This is a genomic window from Parcubacteria group bacterium (assembly GCA_016181765.1).
Lineage (GTDB): Bacteria > Patescibacteriota > Patescibacteriia > UBA2169 > UBA2169 > CG10-46-32.
This window is the reverse complement of record JACOYR010000004.1, coordinates 230,448-246,498: the sequence shown is the minus strand read 5'-3', so window position 1 is coordinate 246,498 and position 16,051 is coordinate 230,448. Positions and strand designations below refer to the sequence as shown.

Sequence of the window (16,051 nt, the reverse complement as noted above, 5' to 3'; positions counted from 1 at the left end):
GCGCTCTCTAGTTATGGGGAACCGCCACTGCTCATGATTAGTGTTCCGGTGCATGGATTTTTGCATCACGTCCTCGGCAACTTAAACCCACCGCACTAGTCACTATATCATTCTCTCCAATGCCACAGTTCTGTATTTACAATCTATACTTGCCTTATAGCCAAATTTAGACAAAAAGCTGATACCAGCTAACGGCATACTTTCAGATATTAAAACTTGAATGTAATTTACCGCCCCTTCCATCGCCGCAACTGCGAGAGCTACGGGAACTTCAATAACATCGCCATTGGCAATTTGTGTTTTTGTAACACCAGCAACTTGGAGACCGAGTTCTCCTGCTATCTTGGGTGTTACTTGAAAATCACCAGTAAAACCAGTGTCCAAAATAACAAAAGGGGCTTGCACTGATTGCCCCCAAGCCACTACAACTTTTATTAAGGGTATGTTTTCTACAAATACGCCGCTAATCATTTTACAAATTACTTAAAGCTGTCAGTAAATGTTTTCGCCATTGTTTCGGCAACATCAAATCCTATCTTCACAACATAAAAGACCTTATTGGGATGATTTTGTCTTGCCAGCTCCAACGCTTCAGCACTTGTGTTGCCGAGATATGCCTTTTTGCTATCAATATCAATAGCCAAAAACTTGCCCCTTTCTTTGGGGTCATAATTGACCTTAATCTGGTCGTAAATCTTCGCCCCTTCTTCTGCTATCCTCTGAATATCGGCTTTTTTAATTAGTTCTTCATCGTTATTCATAGGTTTGAAAGGTAAGGAGTTATCAATAATTGCATTATAGCAATAATGTACGAAGAATACAACAATACACCCTACCTTGTTGCAAGCGCGAGTGAGAGCCCTACAACTGTTGTTGCGCCCGAGGAGTTTATAAGGAAGATTAAGCAATAGGGCCATTCACACAAAAATAAAGAAGCCCGGCGGACGTGAGTCCAGTCGGGCTTCGGGGGAGGGGGGTCAGTCCAGTGTTGGCGCGGCGCCCGCGGTGTTACTCGTTGCCGAGCGTGACCTCGCCCCCTGCGGCTGGCGATGCCGCGAGCCGCTCGTCTTCCAGCCAGCAGTAGGCCTCCCACAGCATATCCAGGCGGCTCTGGACGGCCTGAAACGAGTCTGCGGACGCAATGCCATCCGCGATGATGGTGTCCTTGTGCCGCTCTATGCGGCACAGGAGGGTTTGCGCTGTGGCGCTCGGCCGGTTGAGTGTCGCGGCTTCCTCCCACGCCGCGCGGGCCGCCATGACCTCGTACTGGCGGTCCACGTGCATGCTGTACATCACAACGCCCGCCACGATGGCGAGCAACACCGCTCCTGCAAGACGTTGCATATCACACCTCCCCAAATGTGTCCGCCTTTCTGGCGGAATATGGAACAAGAATCTCTATTTGTTCTCTCAAGCCCTCAATTCACTATATAATTATACCATACCCATAGAAAATAGTCAAATACCGGTAGTAAAATAGGGCTTTAATTAGCCTAAAATAATGATTTTTCGCTAATATGGCTGTAAATTCGCAAGGTTGTGATACAATAGAGCTATGGAAACAGAAATCACCTCCTCGCCCCCTCCTCAGCGAGTAGGGGAGATATTAGAAGGGCTCAATCCGGAACAGAAAAAGGCGGTTGAGCACAAAGGCAAGCCACTTTTGATTGTGGCCGGAGCCGGCACCGGCAAAACCACGGTTATCACCCGTAGGATTGCCTGGTTGATTATGGAGCAAGGCATCAAGCCGGACGAGATATTGGCCTTGACCTTCACCAACAAGGCGGCTGATGAAATGATTGAGCGCTGCGATAAGCTTCTGCCGTACGGGTACGTGGATTTGTGGGTGTCCACGTTCCACACGTTCTGCCAGCGTATTTTGGACAGCCATGCCCTGGACATTGGCTTGCCCGGGGATGTTGAGCTCTTGGATGGCACGGGCCAGTGGCTCTTGGTGCGCGCGCACTTGCAGAAATTTAATTTGGACTACTACCAGCCCACGAACAATCCCACCAAGTTCATCCGCTCCATGCTCTCGCACTTTTCGCGTTTGAAAGATGAAGAGATAACGCCGGAGGCGTATTTAGAATATGCGGAATCTTTGCGGGCATCATCTGATGACATGGAGGCGAGCGGCGGCAAAAGTTCAAAGTTCAAAGCTCAAAGTTCAAAGACAGAGAAGAGGGATTCGGAGGAGGCGTGTCGCGTCGTGGAAATGGCGAATGCGTATCACGCCTACCAGCAGCTCTTGCTGGATAATAACAAGATGGATTTCGGGGATCTCATCAACTATACCTTGAAGCTGTTCCGCGAGCGCCCGGGCGTGCTCAAAAAGTACCAGGAGCAGTTCAAGCACGTGCTGGTTGACGAGTTCCAGGACACGAACTGGGCGCAGTATGAATTGGTGAAAATGCTGGCCAAGCCCCAGGACAATCTTACGGTGGTGGCGGATGATGACCAGTCCATTTACCGGTTCCGCGGGGCAAGCATGTCCAATGTCATTCAATTTTCAAAAGACTATAAGGATGTGGCCACGGTGGCGCTCGTAAAAAATTACCGCAGCGGCCAGGCCATTCTGGACGCGGCGTACGACTTTATCCAGCTCAACAACCCGAACCGCCTGGAGGCTGCCAAGCAGTTTGATCTAAATAAAAAGCTTGTATCACAGACCAAGGAAATTGCGAAAGTTGAGCACTTGCACTGCGCGTCAGCGCCGGACGAGGCGCGCGTTGTGGCGGAAACAATCGCCGAATTAAAAAAGCGGGACAAGGATGCTACCTGGAACGATTTTGCGGTTTTGGTCCGCGCAAACAGTCAAGCCGCGATTTTTGAAGATGCGCTCGCATCAATCAACATCCCGCACCAAAATTATGCGGCATCCGGGCTGTACAAAACCACCATTGTGGCGAACATTCTCGCGTTTTTTGACGTGTTGGACGATTACCACGAGTCGCGCGCCATATTCCGCTTGCTGAATCTTCTGTTTTTAACTATCCCGATTGAGGATATCATCAAGCTTACGCACTACGCATCAAAAAAGAATGTTGCCTTGTACGAGCTTTTGCGCGCGCCCCAGCGGGCCGGTATTTCGGACAGTGACGCGCTGCTTGAGATGCAACGCGTGCGGTCCTGGATTGAAAAGTACGGGGATGCAGCCAAGACCCAAAAGCCAACCTCACTATTATTTGATTGGATGCAGGATGAGGGGTACTTTGATTATCTGAACGCTATGCCGGATGCGGATTCAATGCGCGAATACCGGTACTTGCGCTACTTTTGGGAGCATCTCAAGGAAATTGAGGCCGCGATCGGGGACGGCCGCGTCAAAGATATCGTCAGCATCATCAAACAGGAACGCGATTCCGGGGATTCCGGGTCCCTGCCGCCGGATGCGGAAAGCGGGCCGGAAATGGTGCGGGTCATGACCATACACAGCGCCAAAGGCTTGGAATTCAAATATGTATTCGTCACCAACCTGGTGGACCGGAGGTTTCCGACCATTGAACGCCGCGAGGCTATTGAGATTCCGGATGCGCTCATCAAAGAAGTGATTCCCGAGGGGGACCACCACCTGGAGGAAGAGCGACGGTTGTTTTACGTGGCCATGACGCGCGCGAAGAGTGGGCTCTTTTTTACCTCTGCCGAGAGCTACGGCGGAACGCAGAAGAAAAAATTATCGCGTTTTTTGGTTGAACTTGGAGAAGCGCACAAGCCGTTTGCGCCGAGCGTTAAGGCCCTGGCCGGAGACCACACGAGCTTTTTGCCCCGCGCCCGCCGCGGCCCGACAGCGCCGTTCAAGCTCCCGATTCCCACGCGCTTTTCGTTCACCCAGCTTAAAATTTTTGACGCTGACCCGTTTGAGTACAAACTGCAGTTCATCTACAAGGTGCCTATGAAAGGGAAGTACGTGTTCAGCTACGGCTCCACCATGCACGCCGCCTTGCAGCAGTTTTTCCAGCTGGTTTCGCAGAAGCAGCGGGCAGGGCAGACTGATTTGTTCGGCAACCGCACTGAATCGCCAAAAAACGGATTAAGCGTGGCGCTTGATGAGCTGTTGGACATCTATGAAAAGAGCTGGATTGATGACTGGTACGAGGACGCGGAGCAGAAAGAAAAATACCGCAAGCAAGGCGCAAGCCGGCTCAAGGATTTTTACGAACACCTCTCTCAATCCGGCGTTGTCCCGCAGGTAAAAGCGCTTGAGCGCGGATTCAGCATCAAAGTCGGGGAGTATACCATTGTGGGCAGGATGGACCGCTGCGACCAGCTGGCTGACGGCTCCATTAGGATCGTTGACTACAAGACCGGCACGCCCAAAAAAGCGCTCTCCAAAGAGGACAAGTTCCAGCTCCTCATCTACCAGATTGCGGCGGAAGAGGTGTTCAGGGAAAAAATTGGCGAGCTGGCGTACCACTATATTGATGCCGAGAACATTAAGTCTGGAGAAAATCTCGTGCCATTCATCGGGACGGACAAAGACAAGCAGGAAGTGAAAGACTGGATATTAGGCGTGATCAAGCGCATCCATGAGAGCGACTTTAGCCCTTCCGAGGACCGGTTTTTCCCGTCCGAAGACGTGGAGTACCTCCGTGATTTGGGGGAGGCGGGCATCATCTAGGGCGCCCCGTATTGTCAAAAGGGCGTGTTTCTATTACAATACAGGCTGTATGGAACACAAAAACGCCATCATCGGCATGTTGGTTACGACCCTCGTTTTTGCGGGGCTCTTGTTTTTCGGCCTCACCAATGTTGATCCGAGGTCAGCGGCGTGGACCGGGTTTGTGTTTGTGACCGCATCTCTGTTTTTGTTTTTATGGGGCTTGCTCGGCACGCTCATGCTCGCAACACGCCGCTTGCGCAAGAAAGATCGGCCAGTCGCCGTAAGCCTGCGCCAAGCGTCATTTTTGTCAATCGTGGTGGTGCTGGCTTTGTATCTCTCGCGCTTTGAACTGCTCACCTGGTGGAACGCAGGGATCCTCATTATTGCGGTGGTGCTGATTGAGGTGTTCTTCATCGGCAAGGAGGAGGCGCAGGGGCTATGAAGAAGCGCCTGGAACAACTGCGGAAGGACGCAATGGCTGCGTTTGAGAAAGCAACTGACGCGGCAGCCATTGAAAAGCTGTACACGCAGTTTTTGGGGCGCAAAGCAGAGCTCGCGCGCATCTCCAAGGAAATGAAATCTTTGGCTGACGCGGAACGCCCGGCAGTCGGGAAGCTCATCAATGACGTCAAAAAAGACATTTTGGACATCATCCAAAAAAAGAAATCTGTTTCGCCAGCAGGCACATCAACGTCACGTAAGTTTGACCACACGCTTCCGGGAATTGCGCCCGCAGTCGGGCATGTGCACCCCATCACCCTTTTTTTGGAAAAGATAGAAGCTATTTTCGTTCCGATGGGGTATGAGGTGGTGGAGGGCCCGGAGATGGAGACCCAGGAGTATAATTTTGATTTGCTGAACGTGCCGCGCGACCACCCCTCGCGCGACATCCAGGACACGTTTTACGTTGGCAAGGCTGACAAGCGCGGCCGCCCCTTAGTGCTGCGCACACACACGTCTCCCGTGCAAATCCGCGCCATGAAGACGCGTAAGCCGCCGGTGCGATTACTGGTTCCGGGGCGCGTGTTCCGCAACGAGCGAACGGATGCGGGGCACGAAACCACGTTCTACCAAGTGGAGGGCCTGGTGATTGACCGCGCCATCAGCGTGACCGACCTCATGGGAACCCTGGAACTCTTCCTCAAACGCTTGTACGGAGATGCGGTCAAAATCCGTGTGCGCCCGCACTTTTACCCGTTTACGGAGCCGTCCATGGACATTGATATGAGCTGTTTACTGTGCAGGGGAAAGGGCTGTTCGTTCTGCAAGCAGTCAGGCTGGATAGAGACGCTCGGCTCGGGCATGGTGCACCCGAATGTATTGGCTAATATGGGGGTTGACCCCGCACAGTGGTCCGGCTTTGCGTTCGGCCTGGGCATTGACCGCTTGATGATGCTGTATTACGGGGTTGATGACATCCGCCTCTCATACGGCGGGGATTTGCGGTTTATTGAGCAGTTTTAATATGAATCTACCAATCAGTTGGCTGAAAGAATTTGTGAACGTGAAAGCGAAACCGCACGAGATTGCGGAGCGCTTAACGCTGTCCGGTTCAGAAGTTGAGAAGATTACGGACAATGCCAATGGTTTGTCAAAAATCGTGGTGGGCCAGATCAAAAACATTAAGCCGCACCCGAACGCGGACAAGTTGCAGATCGCGTACGTTGATGTGGGCAACAAGTCATTGCTGGAAATTGTGTGCGGCGCCCCGAACATTGCGGTCGGCCAAAAGGTTCCCTGCGTTTTGGTTGGCGGAAGCGTTCCGGGCTTGAAGATAGAGGCTAGATCCGTGCGCGGCATCAAATCACACGGCATGTTGGCCTCACCAAGAGAACTGGGCATAAACGATGACCACTCCGGCATTTTTATTCTTCCCAAAGACGCGAAAATAGGGGCTGACGCGGTCAAATTTCTTGGATTAGATGAGGCTGTGCTGGAGCTTGCCATTACCCCGAACCGCAGCGACTGTTTTTCCATACGCGGGCTTGCGAGGGAGGTTGCGGCGCTGTATGGGCTCAAGCTCAAACCACCCCCTCGCCCCCTCCTTAATAAAGGAGGGGGAATAAAGGAAAGCGGCACCAGCGCATCATCATCTCTCACCGTTAAAATCGCGGACAAGAAGCTCTGCCCGCTCTATTGCGCCCGCGTGATCCAGGGCGTTTCAGTCGCGCCGTCTCCGCTGTGGCTTTCCAACCGGCTCGCCCAGGCTGGCATTGCATCCATCAACAACGTGGTTGACGCGACAAACTACGTGATGTACGAGTTGGGCCACCCCTTGCACGCATTTGACGCGAACAAGATGGCAGGGGACACGATAACTGTTAGGCGCGCAAAGCGCGGGGAAAAAATCATTGCCTTGGACGATGCAACCTACACGCTCACGGAAAGCATGCTCGTGGTGGCTGATGAGAAGCGCGCCGCGGCAATTGCCGGGGTTATGGGGGGTAAAGAATCCGGCATCAATAACGGCACCCAGAACATCATCCTGGAGGCTGCGGTGTTCAATAGCGCATCTGTGCGCGCAACGTCAAAAGCTCTTGGATTGCGCAGTGAATCATCCAGCAGATTTGAAAAAGGCGTGGACCCAAGTATCGTAGAAGAGGCGATTGACCGCGCCGCCGCCTCTATCCGCGACCTGGCAGGCGGCGTGGTGCTCAAAGGCATTGTGTCATCCGGAAGCGCGGAAGTTCCCAAGCGCTCCATCAAATTGTCAGTGGCTGAAGCGCATCGCTTGCTCGGAGTTGCGGTTCCGGCATCAAAAATCAAGTCAATCCTGCAATCACTGGGATTTGTCGTGGCTGGCACGTCAAGACCCCCCCTTCGTCCCCCCCTTGGCAAAGGGGGGAAATTAGAGGTCAAGATTCCGTCATGGCGGATGCATGACACACGTGAGGAAGCTGACCTCATAGAAGAAATCGGCAGGATGCTTGATTACAACAAGCTCCCCAAGACCTTGCCCATGGCAACGCTTGCAAGCCCGAGGGTTCTACCCTTGCACGAGCTGCGGCATGCGTTGCGCCACTTTTTGGCGGGCCTCGGATTCACGGAGCTTTTGACGTACTCGTTCTACCAGGAAAGCGCCATCAAACTTTCGGGCCACGCAAAGGCGGAGCACATCAAGCTTACCAACCCGGTCAACGATGAATTTCCGTACCTGCGAACTTCGCTTGGGCCGTGGATGCTGGAAAAACTTTCCAAGAATTCATCACTGCTCTCGCGCGATGCGTTCCGCTTGTTTGAGATCGGCAAGGTGTTCCGCAAAACAAAAGGCGAGTCCTGGAAAGCGGCCATTGGGCTCATCAACACGAAACAGTCAGACGAGGAACTGTTCCGCACCTTAGTCGGAATCATCGCGTCATTCACGGGTGAGCAGCTGACCATGGAAAAGGAGCGCGGCACGTACCGCATAGGCGTCCGCAAGCGTCCCATTGGATTCATCACCATCCATCCCAGAGGAACGGTTCCGGGACTGCGGTTTCGGAGCTCGTGCGCAATCTCATTCCTTGACGTGGAGGCGCTCTCCGGTGCCCGCGCAAAGGGAAAAGCAGTATACGCCCCTATTCCGTTTTACCCGGTTGTGGAGCGCGACCTTTCGCTTTCCGTGCCTTCTGTGGTAGAATACAGGGAGCTTGAGGCTACGATTTCCCATTTTAATCCGCTCATAAAAAAGGTTGAGTTGTTTGATTCCTACCACGGCCTGGAAACAAGCGCGAGCCTGACCGTGCGCCTCACCTGTTTCTCCACGGACCGGACGTTAGAATCAAAAGAAGTTGATGTGATTATGGAAAAACTGCGGTCAGTACTCGCAAAAAAATACAACGTTTCGTTTAGGTAAGTAAAACATATGTATGAACTAAAAACAGTTTCCCTAAAATCATCAGCCCGCGTGGCTGGCTTTCTCGCGGTGGTGGTGTACGTGATCTTTGCGATCATTTCCCTGGCAACCGGAACCACGGCGTTCGGCACGGGCGCGGTGTCGCTCGTTATCGGCATTGTGCTCTTCGGGATCATCGGGGCCGTTGTGGGCGCCGTTGTGGCGTGGGCGTACAACTTTTCGTCCAAGCGCTGGGGCGGATTCCACCTGGATTTCCGCTTGCTGGAAGACGCAGAGCCCGCGGAAAAGAAAGAAAAAGAAGCGCCACCGGCCGCATCATAGCCGCAGTTCCGCAAAACCAAAACAGAAACTAACCTACGTTTGCAATGATGTTTTTCGTAATCCTGTTTTTTGGCATCGGCATACTTGCCCTGTACAAGGGCGCTGACTTGCTCGTGTCGCACGCGTCCGCGCTTGCCGCGAAAATGGGCGTCTCAACCGCGGTGGTGGGATTGTCCGTGGTCACGCTCGGGGGCATCATGCCCGAGACGTCCATCGCTATCACGGCCTCGCTCTCCGGGGCGAATGACCTCATCATCGGCAATGCCATCGGCTCCTCGGTGCTCAAGCTCGCGCTCGTGTTCGGCTTGGCCGCGGTGATAGCCCCTTTGCGCATCCACGCAAGCACCCTCAAGCACGAGTTTCCCTGGGTCATGCTTGCCGCAGTGCTCATCTACTTTCTGGCGTTTGACCTTACGGTCAGCCGCGGGGACGCCATCATCCTCATACTCCTCGGCATTGCGTTCCAGTGGTACTCCATCCGCACGTCCCACGCGGAGATGCGCAAGGAACTGGGCGCGCACAAGCACCGGCGCCGCAAGAAGGAAGCGCTCAAAACCGGCAGGGCCTGGGTGCGGATTGTACTCGGGCTTGTCCTCATCATCCTCGGCGCAAAATTGTTTGTTGATTCAAGCCTTGCGCTTGCCGTGCAGTTTAACGTGTCCGAGCTCTTGGTGGGCATTCTCGTGATCGCAATCGGCGCGTCCATCCCCGAGCTCGTGGTAACCCTGGTGTCCGCTGCCAAGCACCAGCCCGGCATCGGCATCGGCAATGTGATCGGCTCCAACGTGATGAACATCCATTTGGTGGTGGGCGTTGCCGCGCTCATTTCGCCCATTGCCATCAACCCGGACCTTTTGATTTTTGACTTTCCGGCGTTCATCTTTGCCGCGATCCTGGTTGCCGCACTCTTCAAGTCCCACCACACGCTGACGCGGTTTGAGGGCGCGGTCTTGGTGATGGGGTACCTCTTGTACGCGGTGTACAGCGTCAAGTTTTGGGGATAACCTCGCCCTTAAAAAAAATTGGACTCCCGGCCAGAGCGGCAGGGAGTCCGTTTGTTGTACTGCGAGCGCGGCGCGCGTTACGCCATGCTCGCCTTGATCTGGCCCCAGCTCATGCTTTGCAGCACGGCGAGGCCCGGGTCCTTGGCAAGGCGCATGCCCTGGGTGATGGCGCGGCTCACGTCCCGGTCCGGGTCGTCCCAGAGGTGCAGCTGGCCTTTTCCCGCCTCGGCGTCGCAGCTTCCGAACCCGTCTCCCGGGCGGTTTGCCATCAGCCCGAGCCTGTCCGCGACCTGGCCGCGGTGGCCCTCCGGGGTGTTTAAGGGATGCGGCAGTTGGGTGTTGTGCAGGACCTTGAGCCCGTTCTCGGGCAGGCTCGCAAGCCAGTTCCGGTACTCGGGAGAGAGCTTTACCCCGCCGAAGTAGGCGCAGTGGGCGTAGTCAATGAGCGGCAAGGCCTCTGCGCCCAGCTTGAGGAACGGGTTTGAGAGCTGGTTCCAGTCACAGCCGTACCGTTCGCGCGCCCCCTCCCCGTACTCGGAGTAGATGATGACCGTAAACTCGCCCCAGTGCGCGGCGCCCAGCTTTTTCATGAGCCGGGCGATGATTGTAAACTGCTGGCACCGGAACGCGACGTACTGGGCAGGAACCGCGAGGTTGAACTTCCAGAGCCTGGCGAGATGCATGTCCGCCGCGGTGATGGGGTACAGGCTCGCGTCCGTGATGTCGTGCTCCAGATTCCAGGCAAACCCGTGGCACGGCTCCTGAATGTTGATGAGCCAGGTAGAGAGGAACGGGCCCGGCTGGTGCACATCAACAAAGTCCAGGATGATGCGGCCGAGGTCTCTCTTGTTCAGGCCCGGGTTCCACTGCGCTTCCATGGTGCGGATGACTCTCACTCCGGCAACACTGATGAGTGTTTGGACGTAGGAATCCGCGTGGTCCATGGGAACGCCCACATGCGTGTACGCGCTCTTGCGGAGGTCATCCAGGCCAACCGGCGGCCCGGCAGTTCCTCCGGCCGCGTCCAAGCCTGCCCGGCCCGCGTGGTACCCGAACACCGTGCGACCCATGTTCATGCCTTTTCTCTCCTTGTGCGTGATGGAAAAACACTACTCTGTGTCTGCGCCTTTTTTTTGGCGCCTCTGAAGTGCATCTTCGCGGGTGTTATGGATCTCAAAAATGCGGTGTATGCGCACCATCTCAAAGAGCGTGCGCACTGGCCTCGTGAGGCTGCAGAGATCAAATCTGCCGTCGCGGTCAGTAGTGAGCTTGCGCAGGCAGTCCAAGAGGCTGCCCAGACCCGAGGAGTCCACGAATGTAATCTCGGACATGTCCAGGATCATGGTGTCGTGCTGCTCAAGGATGGGGTCCATGGCCTGGCGGAATTCCTTGACGTTGCGCGCATCCAGTACATCGCCGTGGAACGTGACCACAACCACATTTCCGTGCTGTTCCTGGGTGAGGTTCATGCCTTGCCTCCTTAGGGTTTTGGGGTTTGGGGGCGGAACAGGTAAAGCTCGGTGCACTGTTCACCCCGGCGGTTTTTGTACTGCCGCACCTCATCCACATCCACACAACAGTCGGCCGGGTCTGCATCGGGCGCGGATATCCCGCGCACGAATTTCCGTACGCACTCCAAGTCGTTGTTGCTGTCGCTGACCGTAACGACAACTACGGCACTTGCCCAAGGGACCTCTTCGGTGCCTGCGCCGCTCATGAGCCTATGCTCTTTCTCCCTTTCGGGGAAGGGTTTGATGAATCGTTCTACACTTTGTGGTTATGTAAAGGTCAATTTTTGTTGCGTTGCGCTGTTTTTGCGGGCAGCGTGTTTCTTTGTATTACTACAAAAACACGGAATTGTCAAAAAAACGGCGGCGAATAAAAAAACGGCATAAAAATATGGCGTTGTTTTCCGCGTGCGCATCACTCGCTATCTTTTCCTGTACGCTTTGTCTCTCGGGTCAATATAGTGGACCGTGATTGTCTTTTGTTGCCAGTTGACCTTATAGAATATTCTCCACTGGCCCGCTCTCAATTTATAAAATTCCCTGTACTCGCCGGTTAATGATTCAGGAGAAAGCGAATCAAAATTTTCCAAAAACCAATCAAGCTTATTGATGATTCTCTGCCGCAGTTCGTTATCAAGCGCGGCGAGGTCATCCTCGGCCGCAACGGAAAATTCCAACTCCCATTCCCCCATATGGGTTTAATGATACTTTCTTTTGACATCATTGAACGAGATTGTTTTATCCGAAGATTCTCTGGATTGCCGCAGCCTTGCCTGCGCCCGATCGCTTAGCTCTAAACCAAAATCAGGGTCGTTCAAGACTTCGGAAATTGTCTGCACAATAAACGGTTTAAGCTCGTGTAATGATGCGGAGCTTATTTTTTTAGGCATTGTTGCTGTTTCCATATGTATTGGATTCTCTATACTACTAGATTAACACTACAAGCTATTTTAGTCAAAAAAAATGGCCCGCTACCTTGCTATAACTTCTAGCTTACCATTGTGAGTGGTTACGGGCGATATGTTTGACATAATCGTATCATTTTGATACGATTAATTAGTATAAATGATACGATTATGACCATAATCAGTTCAAAGCAGCAAAAAATACTGGATTTATTTCTACGCCAAGATTTCATAAGTTCTTCAGAGGTTCACAGCCGCCTGGCCAGAGAAGGCCAAGAAACCTCGCTGGTAACCATTAAGCGAGAACTATCCCGCATGGCCGCGGCGGGGCTTTTGGCCGCTTTTGGCCGCGGCCGGTCGCGCGCGTACGGCATCAGCGTTTTAGGGCGCATCTGGAGCGAGGTGGACGCGAACCGTTACTGCGCCACGGAACCGGACGAGCGCTTTGGGCTCGCGCGTTTTAATTTTGATCTGCTGCCGTCGTTCCTCTCCGATATCTTCACTCCGGCCGAACAAGCCGCTCTTGAAAAGGCAACCGACGAATATCATGCGCGGACGGCGCGGTTACCGCGGGCCATTCAAAAGAAAGAATTAGAACGGCTCATCATAGAACTGTCCTGGAAATCATCAAAGATTGAGGGGAATACGTATACGCTTCTTGACACGGAGAAGCTTATTTTAGAGCGCAAGGAAGCTCTTGGGCATGATAAAAAAGAAGCCCGCATGATTCTCAATCACAAGGACGCGTTTGAGTTTGTGTACGAACATAAGAAAGAGTTTCGCGTTCTGACGCGCCCTAATCTTGAACAACTGCATGGCATGGTAGTGAAAGATTTAAGCGTGGGCGCGGGATTGCGCCAAAAACCGGTCGGCGTAACCGGTTCCAAGTATCGGCCGCTGGACAACGCGCATCAGATTAGAGAGGCGGTAGAGGCGCTGGCGGCCGCCATGGCAAGGGCGAAAACCCCCTATGCCAAAGCCCTCTTGGCCTTGCTCGGCATCAGCTACATTCAGCCGTTTAATGACGGCAATAAGCGCACCGCGCGCATTATGGCAAACGCGATATTGCTGGCGCACAACTGCGCGCCTCTATCCTATCGGAGCGTAAAGGAGAAAGACTACCGCGAAGCGACCCTCGTGTTTTACGAGGTTAATTCAATTATTCCATTTAAGGCTATCTTCATAGAGCAGTACGTGTTTGCCGCGAAAAATTATGCGGTGAAATAAGCCCGCGCATAAAAAAAGACCCGCTGCCTTGCTATAACTTCTAGCTTGGCAGCGGGCCGATGATGCGGCCGCCGTTGGGGGCGGGCGACTACAGTGAACTGGCGAGATCTGCGATGACCTCGCCCCAGGCAACGACTAGGGCGTCGCCGCCTTCGGTTCGCCGACGTTCGGCCCACTCCTTGGCTCCGTGGTCGCCGTGGGGGTCGGTGAGCTCTTCGCCGCCCGGCGGCGAGAAGTAGGGCAGGGCGGCGGTTGAGTATCTGACGACATCGTCCTGGATGCCGTGCTTTCGGATCTCGGCGATGACCTTCGCCTTGTGGCGAAGGTACGCGGCCCACAGCTCCTCGGGCGTGTCCAGGGATTCGCGGGCGATGCGCATAGCCCGCTCCCGGTAGTCGGTCTTGTTGTCGTACACGAGGTCGAACCAATCCTCACCGAGGTGATCGGCGAAGATTGCGTGCCGGGCCTTTGTGTTCGCGGTCCAGGTCGGGCCGTACGAGTCGGCGTACGACCAGTTTCCCGCGTCTCCCGCCTTGATGTCCTGGGCGAGGGAGGCAACGGCGACCTCAATCACCGTGTCGGTGACGATGTCGTTGAGCGTGGTCACGGCCTTGTCTCTGCAGGCCACGACTGCGATGGCCATGGCGGCCACGAGCGCGAGGATGAAGCGGAATCGGTACATCTGTTTTCTCCTTGTGGGAGGGTGGGGTGAATACTACGAAGGTGTTGCTATAATCTCTCAAACAATTTGTTAAGTCATTATAGCAACACCTTCGGATAAAAGAGCGGTTTTAATCTTTTCTCTAACCTCAACTTTCGTTGAGGGCAGGGAATAGTGGCAGTCGGACGAAACTCGTTGGTTTGAGTTCGTCCGACTGCCGGTGCGCTACTGCTGCGCGGTCGCGGGAGCGGGGGGGGGGTGGTGGTTCGGCTATCCCTTCAGCCGTTCCACCAGGGCGAGGAGCCGCTCTTTCTCGGCGGCGAACGCCTGCTCATCGTGGTACTTGATGAGCTTGCGCCAGGCATCGGCGCCCCACTGCTCTTCCGCCACGCTGATGACGTTGAGCTCCTCCAGGTCATGGGAGAGCTCGCTGACGTGGGACGGAAGCACGAGCCGCGTGCCGTCGCGCGAGAGCTCGTTCACCACGCGATAGAACACGCTGTCGCGGCGGACCGAGGTGTGCCAGTTGCGCGCCACGCGCGTGACTGCCTGACGGAGTTCGTTCTCCTCGGTGAACCGGACACTGACGTTTTCCGCGGCCGGCATGCCGTCGCGGAGCCAAGACGCGATGGTGTGGATGTTGGCTTCCGCCATATCCACATAGCTGCTTGAGTAACCGACGAACCCCTTGAGGAGCTTTGCGAGCTCCTGTTTGGATTCGCGCGGCTCGCAGCCGATCCGGCTGGCCCACACGGATATGATGACCGTGCGACTGCTCCGTCCGCTGCCGTCCAAGAGGGTGGTCCGCATCTCTTTGATCTGCACCGAGGTGAACACGCTATCGCGCTCATCGTTTGCCGTGTCCGTGTTGCTGCTGATGAGCATCCTTCCGGTGAGCTCCGCATCGCCGCCGGTATCCAGATCCCATGCGAACGTGGCAATGGCGCCGGTTGAGAACCGCGCCGTCTTGGTGTGGCTCGTCACTATTGTGGTGGGGTCCTGCTTGAGCGACGCTTCGGCTTCGCGGGCGAGCTCCGTGATGCGTGCCAGCTCTTTGTGCGAGGGCGCGATGCCCGCACCAACCCCCTGCATCTCTTCGATGAGCGGGTGGTTGAAGTCGCCGTCGTCGGTAGCGACGTGTGAGGGCGCGAGGGTCCGAGGACCCGCGCACCCTGTGATGGCCGCGAGCGCGGCTACTGCGAGCACTGCGAAACGGGTGAACACTGTCTTATCTCCTTGTGTACGAGGGTGGGTGAAAACTACGGAAGATGTTGCTATAATCTCTCAAATGACTTTAAGCCATTATAGCAACACCTTCCAATTAAAGAGCGGTTTTAATCTTTTCTCTAACCTCAACTTTGGTTGAGGGCAGGGAAAGGTGGCAGTCGGACGAAACTCGTTGCATTGGTTGCATTGAGTTCGTCCGACTGCCGATGTGACGGGTCACCAGTCGGGCACGCCGTCACCGCAGGGCCAGGTAGCCCCGCGGTACCAGCCTTCGTACCTCACCCCGCCGGGTACGAGGGCCAGTGCCTCGTCCATGGTCCGGACGAAGCGGCTGGAGGATTTCCCGATCCTCCGGAGGAAGTACCCCCGAATGCAAACTTCTTGGTGTCGTCCCTCTGGCGGGACGATGTGGGTGTCTTCCTGGCAGTACGCCAGGGGCCGGCCGTCTTCATTCATGATTGCCCAATGGTACCGCATTGTTTTTTCTCCTGCCCTGTCGGGCGTTATTGAGTGGGACCATCTCCGCGGAATTGCGGAAATGTGTCCATACGCCCTCTGCGGGCAGTCCTTATTTTGCGAGGTGTTGCGATAATGGCTCAAGGGCTTAAGCAATCATCGCAACACCTCTATCAAAGAACGGTTTTTTTGGCTTTTGATTATGTATCTATTATACCACACCTACAAAATAATGTCAATAGCACAAGATAGGCTAAAATTAGCCATATTTCATCATTTATTTTTCCCCAACATTAGCGCAAAAACT

Annotated in this window: 17 protein-coding genes; 8 read left to right on the top strand and 9 right to left on the bottom strand. The window is 54.5% G+C overall.

What is annotated here, in order from left to right:
• Nucleotides 1–102: 102 nt before the first annotated feature.
• The 3 genes from HYT31_03740 to HYT31_03730 all read right to left on the bottom strand — a co-directional run bounded on the left by HYT31_03740 (nt 103) and on the right by HYT31_03730 (nt 1,344).
• Nucleotides 103–471 carry a hypothetical protein gene (locus HYT31_03740; protein MBI2050896.1) on the bottom strand — a complete coding sequence of 123 codons (369 nt, stop codon included), beginning with the start codon at nt 469–471 and terminating at the stop codon, nt 103–105.
• 8 nt (nt 472–479) lie between these two features.
• Nucleotides 480–761: a hypothetical protein gene (locus tag HYT31_03735; GenBank protein MBI2050895.1), complete on the bottom strand. Its 282-nt coding sequence runs from the start codon at nt 759–761 to the stop codon at nt 480–482.
• Between the two features lie 247 nt (nt 762–1,008).
• On the bottom strand, nt 1,009–1,344 hold the full coding sequence (locus HYT31_03730) for a hypothetical protein (protein ID MBI2050894.1): 336 nt from the start codon (nt 1,342–1,344) through the stop codon (nt 1,009–1,011).
• A 211-nt stretch (nt 1,345–1,555) separates the two neighbouring features.
• Here HYT31_03730 and HYT31_03725 point away from each other — a divergent pair, with 211 nt between their 5' ends.
• Genes HYT31_03725 through HYT31_03700 form a run of 6 tightly spaced genes read left to right on the top strand, consistent with a single transcriptional unit; the run spans nt 1,556 to nt 9,760 of the window.
• A complete protein-coding gene (locus HYT31_03725; GenBank protein ID MBI2050893.1) occupies nt 1,556–4,618 on the top strand; it encodes an ATP-dependent helicase in 3,063 nt (1,020 codons plus the stop codon).
• Between the two features lie 49 nt (nt 4,619–4,667).
• Nucleotides 4,668–5,042 carry a hypothetical protein gene (locus tag HYT31_03720; GenBank protein ID MBI2050892.1) on the top strand — a complete coding sequence of 125 codons (375 nt, stop codon included), beginning with the start codon at nt 4,668–4,670 and terminating at the stop codon, nt 5,040–5,042.
• A complete protein-coding gene (gene pheS, locus HYT31_03715; protein MBI2050891.1) occupies nt 5,039–6,064 on the top strand; it encodes a phenylalanine--tRNA ligase subunit alpha in 1,026 nt (341 codons plus the stop codon). The genes HYT31_03720 and pheS overlap by 4 nt, the downstream gene beginning before the upstream one ends.
• 1 nt (nt 6,065) lies before the next feature.
• On the top strand, nt 6,066–8,435 hold the full coding sequence (locus HYT31_03710) for a phenylalanine--tRNA ligase subunit beta (protein ID MBI2050890.1): 2,370 nt from the start codon (nt 6,066–6,068) through the stop codon (nt 8,433–8,435).
• Nucleotides 8,436–8,444: 9 nt separating this feature from the next.
• Nucleotides 8,445–8,756, top strand: a complete 312-nt coding sequence (locus tag HYT31_03705) for a hypothetical protein (GenBank protein ID MBI2050889.1) — start codon at nt 8,445–8,447, stop codon at nt 8,754–8,756.
• A gap of 44 nt (nt 8,757–8,800) precedes the next feature.
• On the top strand, nt 8,801–9,760 hold the full coding sequence (locus HYT31_03700) for a calcium/sodium antiporter (protein MBI2050888.1): 960 nt from the start codon (nt 8,801–8,803) through the stop codon (nt 9,758–9,760).
• Between the two features lie 77 nt (nt 9,761–9,837).
• On the opposite strand, the gene HYT31_03695 is transcribed toward HYT31_03700, so the two are convergent.
• Nucleotides 9,838–10,836 carry a hypothetical protein gene (locus HYT31_03695; protein MBI2050887.1) on the bottom strand — a complete coding sequence of 333 codons (999 nt, stop codon included), beginning with the start codon at nt 10,834–10,836 and terminating at the stop codon, nt 9,838–9,840.
• 33 nt (nt 10,837–10,869) lie between these two features.
• Nucleotides 10,870–11,229: an STAS domain-containing protein gene (locus HYT31_03690; protein ID MBI2050886.1), complete on the bottom strand. Its 360-nt coding sequence runs from the start codon at nt 11,227–11,229 to the stop codon at nt 10,870–10,872.
• Nucleotides 11,230–11,255: 26 nt separating this feature from the next.
• On the opposite strand from HYT31_03690, the gene HYT31_03685 reads away from it, so the two are divergent.
• On the top strand, nt 11,256–11,642 hold the full coding sequence (locus HYT31_03685; GenBank protein MBI2050885.1) for a hypothetical protein: 387 nt from the start codon (nt 11,256–11,258) through the stop codon (nt 11,640–11,642).
• Between the two features lie 48 nt (nt 11,643–11,690).
• Here HYT31_03685 and HYT31_03680 read toward each other — a convergent pair whose 3' ends face one another.
• On the bottom strand, nt 11,691–11,960 hold the full coding sequence (locus HYT31_03680) for a type II toxin-antitoxin system RelE/ParE family toxin (protein MBI2050884.1): 270 nt from the start codon (nt 11,958–11,960) through the stop codon (nt 11,691–11,693).
• 6 nt (nt 11,961–11,966) lie between these two features.
• The gene (locus HYT31_03675) at nt 11,967–12,173 is read right to left on the bottom strand and encodes a hypothetical protein (protein MBI2050883.1); all 207 of its coding nucleotides are present in this window, start codon (nt 12,171–12,173) and stop codon (nt 11,967–11,969) included.
• A 171-nt stretch (nt 12,174–12,344) separates the two neighbouring features.
• Between HYT31_03675 and HYT31_03670 the strand changes: the two genes are divergently transcribed.
• Nucleotides 12,345–13,400 carry a Fic family protein gene (locus HYT31_03670; GenBank protein MBI2050882.1) on the top strand — a complete coding sequence of 352 codons (1,056 nt, stop codon included), beginning with the start codon at nt 12,345–12,347 and terminating at the stop codon, nt 13,398–13,400.
• 88 nt (nt 13,401–13,488) lie between these two features.
• On the opposite strand, the gene HYT31_03665 is transcribed toward HYT31_03670, so the two are convergent.
• On the bottom strand, nt 13,489–14,043 hold the full coding sequence (locus HYT31_03665) for a hypothetical protein (protein MBI2050881.1): 555 nt from the start codon (nt 14,041–14,043) through the stop codon (nt 13,489–13,491).
• A 288-nt stretch (nt 14,044–14,331) separates the two neighbouring features.
• On the bottom strand, nt 14,332–15,285 hold the full coding sequence (locus HYT31_03660) for a hypothetical protein (protein MBI2050880.1): 954 nt from the start codon (nt 15,283–15,285) through the stop codon (nt 14,332–14,334).
• Nucleotides 15,286–16,051: the final 766 nt, after the last annotated feature.

Bases quoted from the DNA above. Each gene is read 5' to 3' on its own strand.
- HYT31_03740 (MBI2050896.1), bottom strand. From the start codon at position 471: ATGATTAGCGGCGTATTTGTAGAAAACATACCCTTAATAAAAGTTGTA.
- HYT31_03735 (MBI2050895.1), bottom strand. From the start codon at position 761: ATGAATAACGATGAAGAACTAATTAAAAAAGCCGATATTCAGAGGATA.
- HYT31_03730 (MBI2050894.1), bottom strand. From the start codon at position 1,344: ATGCAACGTCTTGCAGGAGCGGTGTTGCTCGCCATCGTGGCGGGCGTT.
- HYT31_03725 (MBI2050893.1), top strand. From the start codon at position 1,556: ATGGAAACAGAAATCACCTCCTCGCCCCCTCCTCAGCGAGTAGGGGAG.
- HYT31_03720 (MBI2050892.1), top strand. From the start codon at position 4,668: ATGGAACACAAAAACGCCATCATCGGCATGTTGGTTACGACCCTCGTT.
- pheS (MBI2050891.1), top strand. From the start codon at position 5,039: ATGAAGAAGCGCCTGGAACAACTGCGGAAGGACGCAATGGCTGCGTTT.
- HYT31_03710 (MBI2050890.1), top strand. From the start codon at position 6,066: ATGAATCTACCAATCAGTTGGCTGAAAGAATTTGTGAACGTGAAAGCG.
- HYT31_03705 (MBI2050889.1), top strand. From the start codon at position 8,445: ATGTATGAACTAAAAACAGTTTCCCTAAAATCATCAGCCCGCGTGGCT.
- HYT31_03700 (MBI2050888.1), top strand. From the start codon at position 8,801: ATGATGTTTTTCGTAATCCTGTTTTTTGGCATCGGCATACTTGCCCTG.
- HYT31_03695 (MBI2050887.1), bottom strand. From the start codon at position 10,836: ATGAACATGGGTCGCACGGTGTTCGGGTACCACGCGGGCCGGGCAGGC.
- HYT31_03690 (MBI2050886.1), bottom strand. From the start codon at position 11,229: ATGAACCTCACCCAGGAACAGCACGGAAATGTGGTTGTGGTCACGTTC.
- HYT31_03680 (MBI2050884.1), bottom strand. From the start codon at position 11,960: ATGGGGGAATGGGAGTTGGAATTTTCCGTTGCGGCCGAGGATGACCTC.
- HYT31_03675 (MBI2050883.1), bottom strand. From the start codon at position 12,173: ATGGAAACAGCAACAATGCCTAAAAAAATAAGCTCCGCATCATTACAC.
- HYT31_03670 (MBI2050882.1), top strand. From the start codon at position 12,345: ATGACCATAATCAGTTCAAAGCAGCAAAAAATACTGGATTTATTTCTA.
- HYT31_03665 (MBI2050881.1), bottom strand. From the start codon at position 14,043: ATGGCCATCGCAGTCGTGGCCTGCAGAGACAAGGCCGTGACCACGCTC.